This is a genomic window from Vibrio sp. QJM3NY_35 (assembly GCF_057785915.1).
Window position 1 is genome coordinate 851,238 of sequence record NZ_CM173508.1, and the last position, 18,081, is coordinate 869,318.

Below are 18,081 nucleotides of genomic sequence, written 5' to 3' on the forward strand. Positions count from 1 at the left end.
AATGATTGTTAGAACACTTGATGAATGTCGTAATAGTGAAAGACGTATTGTATCGGATAACTGGGAAAGTACTCGCATGTTATTGAAAGATGACAATATGGGATTTTCTTTTCATATCACAACAATTTACGAAGCGACAGAAACACATATCCATTACCAAAACCACTTGGAGTCTGTGTTTTGTATGAGTGGTGAAGGGGAGATTGAAGTCGTTGGTGGTAAAACTTACCCAATCAAACCCGGTACGTTGTACATCCTAGATAAGAATGATGAGCATTATTTACGCGCATATAAAAACAAAGAAATGACAATGGCTTGTGTGTTTAACCCACCAATTACTGGCGCTGAAGTACACGATGAAAACGGCGTTTATCCACTCGTTGATTAACCCATATCTTCAGGGGTGATATCTCACCCCCCCCTCTATTATTTCGTCTTTAATCTCTTCAAGAACAAAAGGTCTTTTATGACATTTACCGTAGAAAAAATCGGCGGTACATCAATGACAGCATTTGATGCTGTGCTCGACAATATTATTCTCCGCCCTCAAAATCCGTATAACCGAATCTTTGTTGTGTCCGCATACAGCGGTATGACGGATGCATTGTTGGAATGTAAAAAAACAGGTAAGCCTGGTGTCTATCAATTGATAGCGATGCGTGACGATTCGTGGAAGGATGCTCTATCTTATATTGAACGCCGCATGCTATTGACCAATGAGCATATTTTTGCGGATCCAATGAATCGTATGAGAGCAGATAAGTTCATCCGGTCTCGTATTTCAGAAGCTAAAAACTGTATTACTAACATTCTTGAAACGTGCCAATACGGACAGTTTTCACTGAGACATTATTTACCACAGATTAGAGAGTTTCTTTCTTCAATTGGAGAGTCACATAGTGCATACAACACGGCTCTTAAATTAAAAAACATTGGTATAAACTCGACCTTTGTTGACCTTTCTGGTTGGGACAACAAAACCCCTCAAAGTTTGGATGATACCATTAGAGAGGCTTTCTCTGACATAGATGTTACTGAGGAGCTTCCCATAGTAACTGGTTATGCATATTGCAAAGAAGGTTTGATGCATACTTATGATCGTGGTTACAGTGAGATGACGTTTAGTCGTATCGCTACTATTACTGAGGCATCATTGGCGATCCTCCATAAGGAGTATCATTTTAGTTCGGCTGACCCAAAAGTCGTTGGTGTAGGTTCGGTTAAACCGATTGGGGCAACCAATTATGATGTTGCCGATCAACTGGCTAACCTTGGTATGGAAGCTATTCACTCTAATGCGGCTGCTGGGTTACGAGAAAGTGGCATAGAACTGCAAATCAAAAACACTTTCGAGCCAGAACATGAGGGAACACTGATTTCTTCTGATTACCGACCAGACACTAATCACATTGAGATCATTGCCGGAAAACAGAAGGTATATGCGTTACACGTTTTTGACCAGGGAATGGTCGGTAAGGCGGACAATGTTAGTTATGAGTTAATGGAGATTATCGCAGATGCTAGAGTGAGCCTTATCGGTAAAGAGATGAACGCCAATTCTATTACCTATTATCTAGGTGGTAGCACCGAGAGTTTAAACAAGGTGTCTTATAAAGCTGAGAAACGTTACCCTCAGGCATCTATTTCAGGTCGAATGGTCGCTATAATTTCAGCGATCGGTTCTCAAATTGATACCAATAAAACGCTCGCTAATGGTGTATTGGCTTTGATGAATCATAGTGTTACGCCTATTGCATTACATTCGTCTTTGAGAAACGTAAATGTGCAATTTGTTGTGAGTGATGACAAGTATCAACAAGCGATTTGCGCGTTGCATGAAGAGTTCTTTGATCAAGATAAAAGAACCGAGACATCGGTGAATGCAGCATAAAATGTAACAGTGGAGGGCTCACCCTCCACTGTTACATTTTCATGGCAAAGCAAAACATCAACTGCAAATTAACGATCGCCTGTATCTATTTTGATCACACAGATACAGTAAACGTTACTTGATTTTCGTGTTGATACTGTACTTTCTTGAATTAATCGGTGATTTATTAAGTATTCGGTTATCGGCTATTTCACCTTTCACCTTTCACCTTTTACCTTTCACATAGCAACATCAGATATGAGTATTACTACTCTTGATACTTATCGAGCTTGTTATAAAGCGTTTTGATGCTGATTCCCAAGTCTTGTGCTGTTTCCTTTTTGTTGCCAATCATCTTTGGTGCTTTTATTTCCTTTCTATGTAGTCCTATAGTTAACCCCGAATTCATTCGATAAAGACGATAGAGATGATATGTCGAAAACCGCGAAGATCATTAATGAAGATAAGTTGGTAAAAAAAGCAGTTGAAGTCGGTTGTAAGATGGCAAAGCTACAAGGTTTTGATTTGCCAAATTCATCCCAACCGATAAAGGTTAAAGCGGTGTACTTGTTCCTGGTTGAAGTCAATCAGATCACACGTTACCTGACGATAAGCTTGATGGCGCGAACATTAAGAAGCGTTTAGCACTCTGGCTTCATAATGCACTGCCGGACAATGACCCGCTAAAATAAAGAAGTTATGAATACTGGTGCATTTCACCTGATTTGAACTGATGCTTTCCCTTTCCCCTAATTTCACTTATTGTTTTAATGTACGAAAGCCTAGCGATTACTCGCTAGGCTTTGTTTTAAGCGTTACCTTTCAATAACTCGAGTAGAATTTTTCACTATGGGTACAATTACATAGCTGACTTGTTGCCCGTTCACTTGTTTGGTTTGACTGCGGATGGCTTGACCATCTACGATTAATGTTGGGTAATCGCCATAGAACCATGCTTCCCATTCGAGGGCATGCTCAGAACGGTTAGTAAGCGTTGACTTCGTGAGCCCATCATGACGTAGGGTTAGCTCATGTTCACCCATTGGTAACTGATCCACACTTAACCATTCTATGTCACTGGTGAGGTGAGAAGCTGTCGACACTCGGTGCTCTGCGGCGTTTGGTTTTATACCCATTAAGCCTTCAATCGTATTTGAAATGAATGTAAAGGATATTTCTGGGTAGTCACCATTGGTTCCTTGAGTTGGACGTTCGTGTGGCTCATCTTTAGTGTCCATTATGTACTGCATCCACTTCCATGCTTCGGCATTGCGATTATATGGAAAGTAGGTTTCAGGAATGTAGGTGTAGGCTTCAATATTGTTTGGTGCCTCTGGTGTGCTACCAATGCCATCGCCTAGATTGTTAGCAATGAAATCAAGATACCTGTTGTTTCTTTCTCCTGGTTCAGTGATGAGTTTCATCGGCATGAACCAACTATTCTCCTTACCAAAATCGTTTAGGCGGAGCCCATCTTTTTGAACAATGTTAACGTAGTTCTCTAGTGGTTTATTTAGATCTACGACGCTCCAGTCTTCATTAAAATAACGCTTAAGTTCTTGGGCTTTTTCTCGCCAGAGTATGGCTTCATTATATTCTTCTCGTGCTTCTAACATTGCTGAGTAAGCGAGAGTAGCTTGGTATTGTGAGCCAATTCCGTCACCGGCTTCGATTGGAAACTCTCCTCGTTCGTTGTACGTTGCAGATCCTTCAAAAATACCGCCATAACCTTCAGCGATACCATTTGGATCTTGGTCATCATGCAGCTCGATGTAATCGGTGAGAACCTTGGTATAAAACTGCCAGAGATCATCATCTTCTATATAGCGTTTGTCTCCTGTCCATTGATATTGCTTCCATGCCTTTTCAACAAATTCAAACTGTGCTGGCACTTCACGAACAAACCAATTGTCGTCATCATAATCAATAGTGTGTGGCGTACCATCGAAATTAATAGCCCATAGTGTGTACCACTTTCTTGACTCGGTTGAATGCTTGGCGAAGGTTTTGAACATTGAGAAGTTTTCTGGTTCAAGTCCTGCGATTTTTGCGCCACTTGCTTGGTGTAAGAAGTCTCTCGAGTAAAATGCTGTTCGGTCAAAATAGCCAGCCCAATAAGATGGAATGTAATCTACGCTGCCATCACCATCGTTATTGTATTCATCCCGGTTCACGAGGTCGTGTTGACCTGTCATTACGAAGCGCTGAGTTTTCTCCATAGCCCATTCGAAAGAGTCTTGAAGCTTCGTATTCGAAGAGGTGACCACCACTTGCTTTTCTTTCTCGATAGCCGTGATCGTCCATAGCTGTTCTTTATTGTTGTCATCTATCACTGCTATTTGTACCGGCTGACTGAAGTCGATGACATCACCTGTGTTGATAGACGAATAGCTGCCTTCAGAGATTAGGAATTTTCCTATGGTTAATGTGGTTAGATCTGTGCCAAACGGGACCTGGAACTTTATATCCCTAGAAATCTTATTAACGCTAGTGACACCGACTTGTTCTTGAGTTGAGAACTGAATAATTTGGTTGAAATGTAGAGGTTTACTTTTATTACTTTTGATTAACGCAACGCTGTCGACACTGACCCCTCCTTGGTTAGAACCTGAGAACCAGACTTTTAGCTGCTCGCCCTTTTCTAGTGGGATGTGTTTTAGGTTTTTTCGTTGATATTTGGTGCTTTGTTTTATTGTGTCACTCACTAATATTTGATCGGTGAGGTTAGTCATTGCGATGGTGGCATCGTTAGAAGGACTAATAAAATACGCAGATAAATCGTAGTAGCCTGTCTCGGGAATCGTTACGACTTGACTGATGTGGTGATTCTTGCCTTGAGCGATACGACCTCGGTATTCTCCTTCATGAGTGAAGTCATTTTTGATATTAGAAAACCAGTAGCTCCATCCTAACCCTTTGTTTTCAAAGCTTGGGTTAGTAAGAATGTTGTCGTTTTTTTGTGCGTGAGCTCCAGCTGATAGCATGAGTGAGAAAGTGATGGCAGAAGCAAGTACTTTGAGTTTCATACGGATCTCTTTTATTGGAAGTAGAAAGGCTAGTGAGGGTTGAGAGTTGTTGCTATGAACGTCAATGTGGTTTCCGAAAACCTACATTGACGTTGCTTTACGATTTATGTTGCTTGTGCCGGTTTCGCGGTTTCCCCTTTGTCTGAGCCTTCGTTTGTAATGTGGTCGTATTTCTCTGTTAAGTGATCTTGAATCTTTTGGTGATAAGCACCGTTCAGCTTGTAGAAGCGGAAGTAGATGATTAACGCAATGGCAAAGAAGAAAGCAGGTAGGCCGACCATGATGCATTGCATGCCGAATACGGTTTCAGGGCTTTGCGTTACGTTGGGCACATAATCAACAGCGGTGAGTGCGATACCAATGAAGAAAGCGGCAAATGCTGAGCCTGCTTTTACAACCAGTGTTTGCACCGAGTAAGCGATACTTTCACAACGAGAACCCAGTTTAAACTCACCGTAATCGACCGTGTCTGCCACCATAATCACGTTCAATACCCAGAACAGAGCGGTACCGATTTGCAGGAAGACGCCCGCCGTTGATATCAGCAGAATACTTTGTTTGTCATACATGCCGACATAGATGAGTACCGCGCTGCCTAAGATAGGGAAAGTGGATGCACAGGCCCATAAAACTCGGCGTGAGAACATCTGGGCAAGTTTAGGGAACAGCACCAGTGTGATGAGGTTAGCAATACCTGCATACGCCATGTAGTACGGGAACAGCTCTTCGTTGCCAACAACATAAGTGAAGTAATAAACAGCAAAGGCGGTAATGATGTTGGTCGCGAGGTTATAAGACAACGCCATACACAGAACACTGGTCAGTTGGTCGTTTTTGTAGATAAGCGCGAGAAGCTTTTTCAGTGAAACCTTTTCTTCCGGTTGTGTTGTGTCGAGGTTAGCCGTTGAATAGCGCTCTTTCACATTGCGTAAAGTAATGAAAGTAGAGACTAAGAAACAAGCGATCAACAAGAGGGTGAAAATCTGGAAGCCGAACCCTTTATCGTCCCCACCTACGTAGTTCACGAAAGGCATAGCGATAGCTGCGGTTACTATCCATGCAAGGCTCGCGAAAAATCGAGGGTATGGCACAAGCTCTTCACGTTCACGCTTGTCCAAAGTCAGTGTTGGGACCAGTGACCAAAAAGGAATATCCATTAGTGTGTAGGTCATGCCCCACAAGATATAGGTGACAGCGGCGTATGCGATGAGCCAAGGGCCTTCGATGTAATGCGCACTAAACACCATCAATAGAACGACTGAGTTAGCCAGTGTGCCAATTAAAATCCAAGGTTTGAACTTACCCCATCGAGTGCGCGTATTGTTGACCAACCACCCCATAATAGGGTCATTGACGGCATCCCAGATGCGCGCGACGAGGAAAATGGTTCCGACTGTAGCGGCAGAAATACCGACTACATCCGTGTAGTAAAACATTAGGTACATATAGACGATGGTGATTGCGAAGTCTTTACCAAACGCCCCAAAGCCATAACTTAGCTTGGTATTCATAGAGATACTCATTGCCACTCCTTACGCCTCCTCTGTGAGAAGACGCTAATATTCACGTTATTGTATTTTTTATTAGTATGAAATTACTTGTTAACCCACTCTGGTAACCAACCCTCATGAGCCTCAATCAAGTCGTCAACCAGCGCGTATATCTCTTCTATTCCAAGTACAGCGGCAGTATGTGGGTCCAGCATTGCAGCATGATAAATACGGTCGTGGTTTTCAGTGAGAATGGCTTCGGTTAATAGAGTTTGAACGTTGATGTTGGTTTGCATTAATGCCGCTAAGTGGTTTGGTAGACGCCCAACTTTGATCGGTTGCACACCATTCGCATCAACTAAACATGCGACCTCAACACAGCAGCCTTGCGGTAAGTTATCGATTAAGGCTTCGTTTTTAACGTTGCCATAGATGACGCTTGGAGTGCCTGTCCAGATAGAATTCATTATGGTGCTGGCGTATTCATGAGACTCTTCAACGGTGATCTTGTCGGTTGTTTTGAACTCTTGAAGATCCTTTTTCCAATCGGCAATCTGTTCGACACAACGTTTAGGGTATTCGTCAAGTGGCACTTTATAACGTTCAATTAAATCTGGACGATTTGGCTTGATAAAGTAGGGGGTGTATTCAGAAAAATGTTCAGAAGACTCTGTCACGAAGTAACCAAGCTTCTTAAACATTTCATAGCGAACTAAGTTAGTGCAGCGACCATTGTGATAGATGCCTGGTTTAGGCGCTTTGCCACTCTCAAAAGCTTCAAGTAGGTCTGGATAAATGTCGACGTACTCACCGCTTTCTGTCTTCTTCTCGAGGGTTAGGTAATAAGCCATGTGGTTGATGCCTGCGCAGGTATAGCGAAGATCTGCGTAATCTAAGTCTAGGTCGCGTGCGAGCTCTTCAGCTGTGCCTTGTACTGAGTGACACAAACCGACTTGTTTAATGTGCGGATACTTCTCGTACATTGCCCATGTGTTCATTGCCATTGGGTTAACATAGTTGAGCATGGTGGCATTCGGGCAAACTTCGGTCATGTCTTCACAGACACTCCAAAGGTGCGGGACTGTGCGTAGTGAACGCATAATCCCGCCTGGGCCGAGTGTGTCTGCGATCGTTTGTTCCAGACCATGGCGCTTACATACTTCGAAATCTGTGACGGTACAAGGTTCGTAACCGCCGATCTGGAAAGCGATGACGACAAAATCTGCTTCTTGTAGCGCTTCTTTCTGATTTAAGTGACATGAAATAGAGCCAGTAGCGCCTGATGATTCCATCAACTTGCTGACGACAAGATGAGACTCTTCTAATCGGGTCTCATCGATATCCATCAATGCGACATGAGCGTTTTGTAATGCTGGACGGTGGAAAATGTCGCCAAGAATGTTCTTAACAAAAATGGTTGAACCAGCACCGATGAATGTGATTTTAGGGCTTTGCATAGTGGAATCCTTTATCTCTCTGAGTTCTTTGTTGATGCAGATAAATTACACCTAGAGCCCATGTCGATTCGTCTCAGATAATCTAATAGCTCTCCCGTTTTCTAATATTTTCAAATCACCGAATCAAAATCTTAGGAAATGGGATAACTTGATGGCTTTTAAGGAGAGGAGGGTATGCAATGAAGCGAGTTTTGCACTTAAGGTGCTGACTCTAATCACATCGTGATGATCTTATGAATTGGGGTATTTCGGCACTATGATCGCCTTCAGAGTTTTATTATCGAGGAACTGCTAAAAATCAGCTATACGATTTCCTAAGGAGCGAGATATGTCGCAATCAACCCCTGATACGCTGAGAATTATCACTTTAGATAAGTACTCATCCGAGACCGTGTCGGTAAGTCCGCTTTCTCTTTATTCTTCCTATGAGCAAATCGATATCGAACTTAGAGCTCCTCACTCCATGCCCGGCTATCATTGGCATGGTCAAATTGAGGTGAATATTCCTTTTGGGGACGATGTGGAATACATCATTAACGGCAGCCCAATCGTGGTTAAGAGCGGATCGATTGGCTTGTTTTGGGCATCGGTACCTCATCGACTCACCAATCCCGGCCAAAGCCATAATATGGGGATCATCAACATACCGATTCACCATTTTATGTCGTGGACTCTCAGTCGAGATTTAGTCAATCAGATAACTCACGGCAGTGTGTTGCAATCGAACTCTTGTTCGTTAGTGAGTGAATTTGAAATTGCCCGATGGGTACAAGAGATAAAGCATTCGTCAGAAAGTCGCCAGCAGTTGGCCATCGATGAAATTGGCTTGATGCTTAAGCGAATCTGCCTTGATGGTTGGCAACAACTGCTCGTAAATCGACAGGACAAATCGACCAAAAAAGGGGTGTCGAAACACTCCCAATTCTATGTCAGCCAGATGTTGGAATACATTGCGACTCACCATAATCAGCCATTGACCGTTAAAGATATCGCTGAACATATCGGGTTACACAGCAACTATGCGATGAACGTATTTCAGAGAACGATGCAGATGACCATCAAGCAGTACATTACTGCGATGCGCATCAACCACGCTCGTGCTTTGTTGAGTGATACGGATAGAACCATTCTCGATATCTCACTCACGGTGGGCTTTAATTCGAGTAGCCGATTCTATGAAACCTTCCAAACGTACATTGGTGTCACGCCGACTCAATATAGAAAATTAGCTAGAGAAGATCACCGATGGAGCAGTCATGGGGCTAGTCCGCTATACGACCTTGAGAAAGGGGCGTGTGATGGGAAAAGGCCGTTAACAACGACGGACAGTTAGCGATATTGATACAACTCGATAAAAGAAAAGCCACAGCATGTATTGTGGCTTTGTTGCTATGGAATCAAGAGAATTTGTGCTCTCTAGATCGTTATCGACTAGCGATTCACTTGTTCAACAATCTCGCGTGTTAGGCGGGCAATTTCATCCCACTCGCCATTTTCAACCAGTTTCTTATCCACCATCCAAGTGCCACCGCAGGCTAATACCTGAGGTACAGCCAAGTAATTATCGATGTTTGATGACGTAATGCCGCCTGTAGGCATTAGCCGAATATCGCCGTATGGGCCAACTAACGACTTAACCATACTGATGCCGCCCGATGCTTCTGCTGGGAAGAACTTGAGAGTCGTTAATCCCATTTCTAATGCTGCTTCAACGGTGCTCGGGTTGTTCACTCCCGGGATAATATCAATGCCTATCTCTTGGCATGCTTTAACCGTGTTTGGATTAAACCCCGGTGATACCACAAAGGTTGCGCCCGCTTCTTTCGCGGCCAGTGCTTGTTCACCATTCAAAATCGTTCCGGCACCAATCAGCATGTCAGGCTGAGCTTCTCGTAGAAGTCGAATAGCTTCAACAGCGGCGTCAGAACGAAAAGTAATTTCTGCTGCAGGCAGACCGTTTTCCGCTAAAACTTTACCTAGTGGAATAATATCTTCAGCGTTATCAATCGCGATAACAGGGATAACTTTAAGTGCTTTTAATTGGTCATTAATTGTAGGCATGGGTTTACTTCTTAATAGGGTTTGAAAGAGTGTCGGTGATGGCTTTTGGAATAATTGCACCGTGGTGCTGAATCACTAGTCTCGCTAGTGCATTACCTTGTTGGCAGGCTTCTGAAACAGAACCTCCAGAGAGGTAACAAGATAAGAAACCACCGTTAAAAGAGTCGCCAGCAGAGGTACTATCAACCACAGTCTCGACAGGTGTCGTTGTGATGTTTACGGGCTCAGCTTCAGCGTTTTCACTGATCAAGCAGCCTTCAGCACCAAGCTTTACAACAACGGTTTTGACGCCGAGTGTATGCAGTCTTTTTATGGTGTCTTGTGGCTGGGGGTCTTGCCATAACAGTTGCTCATCGTCGAAGGTGACTAAGGCGATATCCGTCGCTTTATAGGCAAGCTGATAAGCTTCTTTGGTTGCGTCTTGTGAGTCCCACAACTTTGGTCGGTAGTTACTATCAAAGGCGATGGCCACGCCACGTTCACGTAGACCTTGGATGATAGTGAGTAACTTTAGTTGATCGCCATGAGGCAAGATCGCCAGAGAGATTCCACTCAAAAACACCATATCGACATCTTCAAGTTGGGCGGTTATTTTGTCGAAATTTGGGTGCTGTACCATGTAGCGAGCAGCCGAGTCATTACGCCAATACAGAAATGTGCGTTCACCAACGTCGTCTAATTGAATCAGATACAGGCCTGGCGAGCGCTGCTCGTCAATCAGTACGAAATCAGTTGATAGCCCTTCATCTTGCCATCGGTTAAGCATCTGTTGACTGATAGCGTCTGAGCCTAGCGCTGTGACATAACTGGTACGAATCATAGGTGTATCTGACGAACAGGAATAGCTGGTGGCACTTCGGTTCAAATAAACAGCGGCGTTGAGCGTATCCCCACCATAGGTCTGTTGCATGGTACCGAATGGAGCGCCGTTCAGTTCTATCATGCACTCGCCGATAATCGCAATGTGGCTCATAGTGTGCCCTTACAGAAAGATTGGTATTGCTAGGTATAAATGATGGAACGTGGCTACAAGGAAAGTAGCCACGTTGATTCTGTTCCCAATAGGTTGGGAGGAGGTCTTATTTGTTGTCTAGTTTCACGAACAACAGCGTTAGAACATAAGACAGTGCGAACACACCAACCACACCCATAATCGCTTGGATAAAGTTCTGTGTGCCGCCTGCAAGGTAAGCCGGCAAGCTGAACACAGAAGAAAGAATGTAGCTGGTTAAGTGAGTATCTATCGTTACCGAGATAGCACCGAACACACCTGCTGCTAAACTCGCGGTCATCATCGCTTTGGTGTATTTGGTTAGGACGCCAAATAGAGCCGGTTCCGTGATGCCTAAGATAGCGGTAACACTTGAGCCCATCGTAATTGAAGATTGCTCTTTCGAAACCGTTTTGCGTTGCTTGTGCCAGATTGCCATTGTCGCACCAGCAATTGCCATGTTACCTAAGCACATGATTGGCATAAGTAAATCCTTACCATACAGTGCAAAGTTGTTCAGGCTAATCGGCGTCATGCTGTGGTGGATGCCAAATACGATGGTAATAGGACGAGTCAGACCAAAAACAAAGCCTGTTAACGTCGGAGAGATTTCCAGTAGTGAACTCATTACCCAACCCGCGCCATTACTTAGCCAGATACCCGCAGGGCCAACAAATGATAGTGTGATGGTTGAAGTCACCGTAAAGGCAAGCAGTGGTGTAAATACAGGCTTCGCAGAAGAAGGAACTAGACGGTCAACTAACGGAGTCACTTTAGACAATAACCAGATTGCTAGAATCGCAGGAACAATCGCGCCGCCGTAGTTAAGCAGCTCAATAGGAACCACGCCTAGCACCGTCAGTTCAGGTGCTGCGCCAGCATCTTTTAGCATCACCGCTTTATCTACTAGCTTGGGGGCTAACATTGCAGAGGAAACAGCAAGCGCAATGTATTCGTTCACCTTAAATACTTTGGCTGCAGAGAAAGAGACCAGCATAGGCAAGAAGAAGAACACAGCAACAGAGATAGAGCGGAAGAAATAAACCGTGTCAGAGGTTTCAGAGATAACATTGGTTGCGATAAGGCCAGAAAGTAAGCCCATCAACATACCTGCACCGGCAATCGCAGGAACTACAGGGCCGAAGATACCCGCGACAATACGCATCACGCCTTGGAATAGCTTGCCTTTCTCTAGCTCATCGGCCGGAGTCGCGTCAGCTTGTTGAGTATTTGACAGAGCGTTGAACCATTTTTCTACCTCTACACCGATGATGACTTGGGTTTGGCCTTGTTGAAGGACCACACCTTTCACGTCTGCGATCTGCTTGATCGCTTCTTCGTCTACCAGCGATTCGTCTGCTAATTTGAAGCGCAACCTTGTCATACAGTGCGTGATACTCACGATATTGTCTTCACCACCAACAGCGGTGACTAATAACTGTATATTTTCGTTGGAATTTTTATTTTTCGATGATGACTTCGAGTTATTAATAACGGCATCACTCTTTTCTACCATTTGCATACTACACCTGTTATTGGAATATATTTAACTCGAGTAATCATAACGACAACCAATTTAATTCCAACGCAATAAAAAGAGATCTCAATCACACTTGAAATTCGAAAAATTATTTTTTCACCATTTTTGGCCAATTGGTATGTTTTGTTTATCAAAAAAAAACACTTAACGTACCAATTATTTTTACCGAAAATTAGCGCTTGAAATGTGGTTTTTAACGCGGTTAGATAATAGGAGTTGACTTAAGTTTAGGTTATTTAATTGTGAAAGAAACTATTATATCTGATATCCATTGTATTATTACTAAACCAGACAGACACAATCTCATTACCGTGGTAGTTGAAACGAATGAAGGCGTGACTGGGTTTGGTTGTGCGACATTCCAACAACGACCGCTTGCTGTAAAAACAATGGTCGATGAATATTTAAAACCTATTCTTATTGGTAAAAACGCCAATAATATTGAAGACTTATGGCAAATGATGATGGTCAATGCTTATTGGCGAAATGGCCCTGTTATCAATAATGCAATTTCCGGTGTTGATATGGCACTGTGGGATATTAAAGCCAAATTAGCGGGTATGCCATTACATCAATTATTTGGTGGTAAGTCTCGTGATGCTATTCCTGTATACACACACGCGACTAGCGATACGATGGAAGGTATTTATGAGCTGGTGGAATCTTTCCTAGACAAAGGCTACAAGCACATTCGTTGTCAGCTTGGTTTCTATGGCGGTGTTCCAACCGATTTGCATACCACTCAAAATCCGACTGAAGGCTCGTACTACGACCAAGATCAGTACATGGACAATACACTAACGATGTTTAAGTCGCTTAGGGAGAAATACGGTAATAAATTCCATATTCTTCATGATGTTCATGAGCGCCTATTCCCGAACCAAGCAATACAATTTGCCAAAGAAGTTGAGCAATATAAGCCTTACTTCATTGAAGATATTCTGCCGCCAAATCAAACGGAATGGCTGGATAATATTCGTAGCCAAAGTTCGGTTTCATTGGGTTTAGGGGAGTTATTTAATAACCCTGAAGAGTGGAAGTCTTTGATTGCTAACCGCCGTATTGATTTCATTCGCTGTCATGTTTCACAGATTGGTGGCATTACTCCGGCTCTGAAACTAGGTCATCTATGTCAGAACTTCGGTGTTCGTATTGCATGGCATTGCCCGCCAGATATGACGCCAATTGGTGCTGCGGTAAACACGCATTTGAATGTGCATTTACACAATGCCGCCGTTCAAGAACATGTCGAGTACAACGAGAATACACACAAGGCATTCCCGAACGCTGCAGAGCCAATTAATGGTTACTTATACGCTTCTGAAATCGCAGGTATTGGTGTTGAAATCGACCGAGAGGTTGCAGCCGAGTTCCCTGTTATGTATCGCCCCCACGAGTGGACTCAAAGTCGCCTTCCTGATGGCGCGATTCACACTCCATAACTCATTGAGTTAACCAAAATGGCCGCAGATAGCGGCCATTTTTTTGTCTGAAAATTACCGTTCGTTTTAGCTTCTTTGTCAGTCTTCGTTCTCAATTTGTTGCTGTTGCTTAACTAGCTAATCAATCAGCAAGTAATCAGAATTTTCATATCCAAACTATTAGTATTACCTCTCATATACCTTCAATTAACTAACTTTAAATAGTTCAGTAATAACAGACTGACTTTAATGAAAAAACGCTCCACTATAATTTCGATAATTAATTCATCCACTTTCAAAGTTTATCCTTTTAATATGAACTAATTTTATTTAAATGGCTCATAAAAAATTAATGATGTACATTAATTATCACTATTAATATTTTTAATACTGCTTCATTAACCTTTGATTAATTTAAATTCCAATGAAAAATCTGATGATTATTAAAACAGTTTAATATAATTCAATTAAGTGGTTTAGCGTATTGCTATAAAACTACCCAAGTTTTTATTGTTATTTAACCTGTGTTGTGTAATAGAGATTATTTTAGTTTTTAATTTTGTGATTTACATTTAAAGTGTTGAATTTAAAGGGTATTTTTATAAATATAAAACAGTGATTTAGGTCTGCAATTCCAGATGGATAATATTGTGAGTGAGGAGTTAATTAGTAAATATACGCCCTAGAAATCGAGTCGAATACTGTCCATATATTTCAACTTGAAGATCAAAAAGTTGCTATGCAACTAATAACAATAAAATAATATTAGGGTTTATATGAAAAGCACATTCAAACTGTCTTTAGCTGCTGTTTTAGTTACTTCTGCCATGGGAGCTCATGCAGGCATTGCCATTGTTGATACAGAAGAAGGCAACTTCTCTGTTGGTGGTAACGTTGAGCTGAACTTCAACTACCAAGATAGAGAATCGAATGATAACGGTGACGCAGAGTTCAACCAAGATGGTCGAGTTCTGATTGAATTCGCTGGCGAAAAGTACACCAGTAATGGTCACTATGTTGGGGTTAAAGCGCAGCCTTTATTTGAAAGCACAGGCAATGTCGCACTCGATGATGCCTACTTTGAGTTCGGCAAAAAAGACGGGTGGGCGATCAAAGCGGGTCGTTTTGAAGCCTACGATATGTTCCCTGTCGGCCTTGATGTTTTCCTAGAGTATTCAGGTGATACCTCAAATGAACTTTATACGGGCGGCAGCGCTTATGTGTACCAGATGAAAGAAGCTCGCGGTCGTGGTTCTGATGGTCAGTTGATGTATAGCCAAAGTTTTGGAGATCTGTATGTCGAGGTTGGTACAATGATCGGTGACCGCTCTGACTTGTTCTCTGATAGCTACCATGGTGTGGACGTAGACCACGACAACGCCAAAGACGCGTTCCTTGTTCGCCCGGTTGTGTCATATAAAATGGGTGACTTTACTGTTGCAGCCTCAATGGAAACTAACTTAGTTAGCGATGCCGTTGTCGATACCTCGGGTAAAGATATCTCTGACCGAACTGGCTACGGTCTAACAGGTAATTGGTCTAATGATTCTTGGAGCGTTAACGCTAACTTTGCTTACTTAGATGCGGTAGATGAGACCAACGCAACCGCGGGTTTGAACGCGCTTTATAACAACTTCGGTATCGGTTACGTCTATGGTGCGAACGAATATGATTCCACATGGGCGAAAGGTGATGTGACGGTTAACACGGGTTACGCATCTTATGAGTTCCAGAATGTGCTCGAAGTACAAGACTTCTCTGTTCTTCTTGGTACTTACTACACGACGGTCGACAACAAAACGACCAATACATCTGCGTTCTCTGAAGACGATGATTTTGGTGCTCGCGTACGTTTGTACTACGAATTCTAATAACATTTGATTCAATTCTACTGACAACCCGCCACTGTGCGGGTTGTTGTTTTTAGGGAGAAACGGAAACTAGAGAAATTAAACATGGGAAGACAAAGTAGCTGAATACAAATCAAATCGTTACTTTTTGTCTCGAAAGCTCATGCTCTCACTGTTAAAAGGCGTGTGGTAGGTGCATTGGTAGTTGATGTCGATGATATCGCTGACGATGAACAGCTCCCCCGATGCTAAGAAACCTCGGTTGGTGATATTCATCGCGGCGGCATTTTTTTTGCAGCCGAGCAACTCCGCATCTTCTTTAGATACGTTGATCGCTTGATACGTTGTTAAGTAACTATCGATCTGAAGGCCTTTCGCTAGCGCATGTTTCTGGATTGAGCTTTCAATGATCTCGGCATTCATTTCAGGAAAGATGCTGACTGGTATCTTGGCTTCTTCTATCTGAACGACTTTGTTGTTAATCAATCGAAGCCGTCTAATTTTCCAAATGTAGTCATTGTCGTCTAAAGAAAAAATCTGCTGTTCGTGGTTATCGGGTAGCGCTTTATTCAGCTGGAGTTTTTTATAAGAGATCTCTTCAAAACTGTTTTCAGTGATGGAGTTGTACACCAGTGGTGTACCAATGAGAGAAGTGTTGACGAAGTAACCAGAACCCACTTTAGATTTCACCATGCCAATAGCCTCTAGCTTGGCTAGTGCTTTACGAATCGTGAAACGAGATAATCCATATATTTCAGACAGTTCTCTTTCAGCAGGAAGCTTATGGCTGATACTGTTTTGGCAAATTTTGCTCACAATATCTTGAACAACTAATTCATATTTTTTCATTCTAAAAACTTAAAAAAGCACTCATGGTGATTAAATTATAGTTAACTAAATCAGATACTCAGCGCATTCCGAACTAGCCGATAATTCTAACATAGAAGGCCATTTAGATGATGAGAAATAGGGTGTTTTGGAGGGCGAATTCGAGCATTACTTCTGGGTGTGTGACTTCATTCTCTTTCTTGATTAGATAAACGTAAAGGCGAGGTCACCTACAAGCAGATAATAAAAAAAGCACGGCCAATAGGACGTGCTTCGAGTCTTTGAGCTTTGTTAGTAGCGACCTACATAGCTAAGTTTTCATTTCTTAACTTGGTGAGTTCTTTAAGGCGTTTTGCATACTCTTTTTGGAATTCGTCAGGGTCTGCGCCTTCAGATACTTGAGCATACACTCGCATCTTGTTGCCGCCGTAGAGCTTAGCAAGATCATCGTTGCTGTAACCACGTTCCCACAGTTCATCAGTAATCGCCGCTAGGATTTTCGACAGCTCACCATTGCCAGTAGCACCTTTGTTGAACGCTTCAATCATGTAGCCGCCATCGTCGTACATTTTCGCGTTCTTGGTGGCGAAATCTACAACCATTGCTGTAGAGAACATATCGTCTGTCGCGATGCCCACGTGGTCAACACCTACCAACTTCACGTAGTAATCGATCATATCTGCGGCTTGAACTGGCGAAATGTCTTCAGGCCACACACCATCCATCATCCACTCGGTAAAGGTGGGTGCAACGTAGCCACCAGATTTAGCTGCACGTAACGCTTCATCATCCGGAATGGCACGGTAACAACCTGTTGGTGTCGCATCCGGTTCGCTTTTGTATAGCCCTGCCGGTACTGAGTGCGTGTACACAAACGGTACGCCCGGGTGTTTTTTCTCCATATAAGTCATCGCATCATTAGCGGTTTTCGAACCTGTGTGGCTCAGGTCGAGAATGACCTGGTATTCGACCTAGAGTCAATAACCGATTCTCCCCAAGGTGTTAGGCCAATATCTCTACCGTTAAATGCGGCCAATTGTCCTGAACCTGTTCTAAAAATGTCGTTATACGCCAAGATCATGCTTTTTAAGCCCATGTCTTTTAGAATCGCCATCTTAGTAACATTTTCTTCCAAAATCGTTGCAGTTTGGCTGTTCCAAAGCACGGCGGTTTTGCCTTCAGTGTGCGCTTTTTCAATGTCATTATTGGAATGCGCGATGATGAAATTGTCAGGTTGCTTTGCCATCGCAGAGCGGTGTTTATGATGGTGAAACAAGAAGTCATCAAAGTTATGATCAGCAGCGGTAATCGTGTATTCATGCCCTGTAATACCTGCATCACGTGCACCTTGGAAGTAGTCCAAAAGTTGTTGCTCATCTTGCCAACCTGCACCATAAGGGCTCGCGAGCATACCAATGACAATGGTGTCTTGGACAAATGTCTTAGCCTTGTCTGTTGCAGGCCAGGTCTTACTCTCAACACTTGCCTGTGCAACACTAACACTCATTGCAATGCTTGCTGCTACTAACGTTATCTTTTTAAACATG

The 18,081-nt window shown here is 43.0% G+C and carries 12 protein-coding genes and 3 pseudogenes; 6 read left to right on the top strand and 9 right to left on the bottom strand.

All coding sequences use genetic code 11. The features are described 5' to 3' along the window. Nucleotide 1: 1 nt before the first annotated feature. Complete coding sequence (locus AC3CH3_RS19220; protein ID WP_010431969.1) at nucleotides 2–388, top strand: ectoine synthase; 387 nt, start codon at nucleotides 2–4, stop codon at nucleotides 386–388. A gap of 78 nt (nucleotides 389–466) precedes the next feature. Further along, a complete protein-coding gene (locus AC3CH3_RS19225; RefSeq protein ID WP_488539014.1) occupies nucleotides 467–1,891 on the top strand; it encodes an aspartate kinase in 1,425 nt (474 codons plus the stop codon). A gap of 247 nt (nucleotides 1,892–2,138) precedes the next feature. Here the strand turns inward: AC3CH3_RS19225 and AC3CH3_RS19230 are convergent. Continuing rightward, nucleotides 2,139–2,219 (bottom strand): annotated as a pseudogene (locus AC3CH3_RS19230) (helix-turn-helix domain-containing protein); the annotation flags it as partial. An 83-nt stretch (nucleotides 2,220–2,302) separates the two neighbouring features. Here AC3CH3_RS19230 and AC3CH3_RS19235 point away from each other — a divergent pair. Next, nucleotides 2,303–2,562, top strand: a pseudogene (locus AC3CH3_RS19235) (DUF5062 family protein). A gap of 123 nt (nucleotides 2,563–2,685) precedes the next feature. On the opposite strand, the gene AC3CH3_RS19240 reads toward AC3CH3_RS19235, so the two are convergent. From AC3CH3_RS19240 to melA, 3 genes are all read right to left on the bottom strand, one after another. Then, nucleotides 2,686–4,896, bottom strand: a complete 2,211-nt coding sequence (locus tag AC3CH3_RS19240) for a hypothetical protein (protein WP_488539015.1) — start codon at nucleotides 4,894–4,896, stop codon at nucleotides 2,686–2,688. A 104-nt stretch (nucleotides 4,897–5,000) separates the two neighbouring features. Next, the gene (melB, locus tag AC3CH3_RS19245; RefSeq protein WP_488539016.1) at nucleotides 5,001–6,419 is read right to left on the bottom strand and encodes a melibiose:sodium transporter MelB; all 1,419 of its coding nucleotides are present in this window, start codon (nucleotides 6,417–6,419) and stop codon (nucleotides 5,001–5,003) included. Nucleotides 6,420–6,490: 71 nt separating this feature from the next. Further along, a complete protein-coding gene (gene melA / locus AC3CH3_RS19250) occupies nucleotides 6,491–7,843 on the bottom strand; it encodes an alpha-galactosidase (RefSeq protein WP_488539017.1) in 1,353 nt (450 codons plus the stop codon). A 328-nt stretch (nucleotides 7,844–8,171) separates the two neighbouring features. Between melA and melR the strand changes: the two genes are divergently transcribed. Further along, nucleotides 8,172–9,176, top strand: a complete 1,005-nt coding sequence (gene melR, locus AC3CH3_RS19255) for a transcriptional regulator MelR (protein ID WP_488539018.1) — start codon at nucleotides 8,172–8,174, stop codon at nucleotides 9,174–9,176. Between the two features lie 98 nt (nucleotides 9,177–9,274). On the opposite strand, the gene AC3CH3_RS19260 is transcribed toward melR, so the two are convergent. The 3 genes from AC3CH3_RS19260 to AC3CH3_RS19270 all read right to left on the bottom strand — a co-directional run bounded on the left by AC3CH3_RS19260 (nucleotide 9,275) and on the right by AC3CH3_RS19270 (nucleotide 12,417). Next, nucleotides 9,275–9,904, bottom strand: coding sequence for a bifunctional 4-hydroxy-2-oxoglutarate aldolase/2-dehydro-3-deoxy-phosphogluconate aldolase (locus tag AC3CH3_RS19260; protein WP_102433567.1), 630 nt, complete (start codon nucleotides 9,902–9,904; stop codon nucleotides 9,275–9,277). Nucleotides 9,905–9,908: 4 nt separating this feature from the next. Further along, nucleotides 9,909–10,877: a sugar kinase gene (locus AC3CH3_RS19265; protein ID WP_488539019.1), complete on the bottom strand. Its 969-nt coding sequence runs from the start codon at nucleotides 10,875–10,877 to the stop codon at nucleotides 9,909–9,911. A gap of 106 nt (nucleotides 10,878–10,983) precedes the next feature. Continuing rightward, nucleotides 10,984–12,417: a PTS transporter subunit EIIC gene (locus AC3CH3_RS19270; RefSeq protein WP_488539020.1), complete on the bottom strand. Its 1,434-nt coding sequence runs from the start codon at nucleotides 12,415–12,417 to the stop codon at nucleotides 10,984–10,986. A gap of 260 nt (nucleotides 12,418–12,677) precedes the next feature. Here AC3CH3_RS19270 and AC3CH3_RS19275 point away from each other — a divergent pair, with 260 nt between their 5' ends. Both AC3CH3_RS19275 and AC3CH3_RS19280 read left to right on the top strand, forming a co-directional pair. Next, the gene (locus AC3CH3_RS19275) at nucleotides 12,678–13,877 is read left to right on the top strand and encodes an enolase C-terminal domain-like protein (RefSeq protein ID WP_488539021.1); all 1,200 of its coding nucleotides are present in this window, start codon (nucleotides 12,678–12,680) and stop codon (nucleotides 13,875–13,877) included. Between the two features lie 755 nt (nucleotides 13,878–14,632). After that, entirely contained in the window at nucleotides 14,633–15,727 is a 1,095-nt protein-coding gene (locus tag AC3CH3_RS19280; RefSeq protein ID WP_488539022.1) for a carbohydrate porin, read from the top strand. 120 nt (nucleotides 15,728–15,847) lie between these two features. On the opposite strand, the gene AC3CH3_RS19285 is transcribed toward AC3CH3_RS19280, so the two are convergent. Both AC3CH3_RS19285 and AC3CH3_RS19290 read right to left on the bottom strand, forming a co-directional pair. Then, entirely contained in the window at nucleotides 15,848–16,555 is a 708-nt protein-coding gene (locus tag AC3CH3_RS19285; protein WP_019819915.1) for a GntR family transcriptional regulator, read from the bottom strand. A gap of 281 nt (nucleotides 16,556–16,836) precedes the next feature. Continuing rightward, nucleotides 16,837–18,080: pseudogene (locus AC3CH3_RS19290) on the bottom strand (membrane dipeptidase). Nucleotide 18,081: the final 1 nt, after the last annotated feature.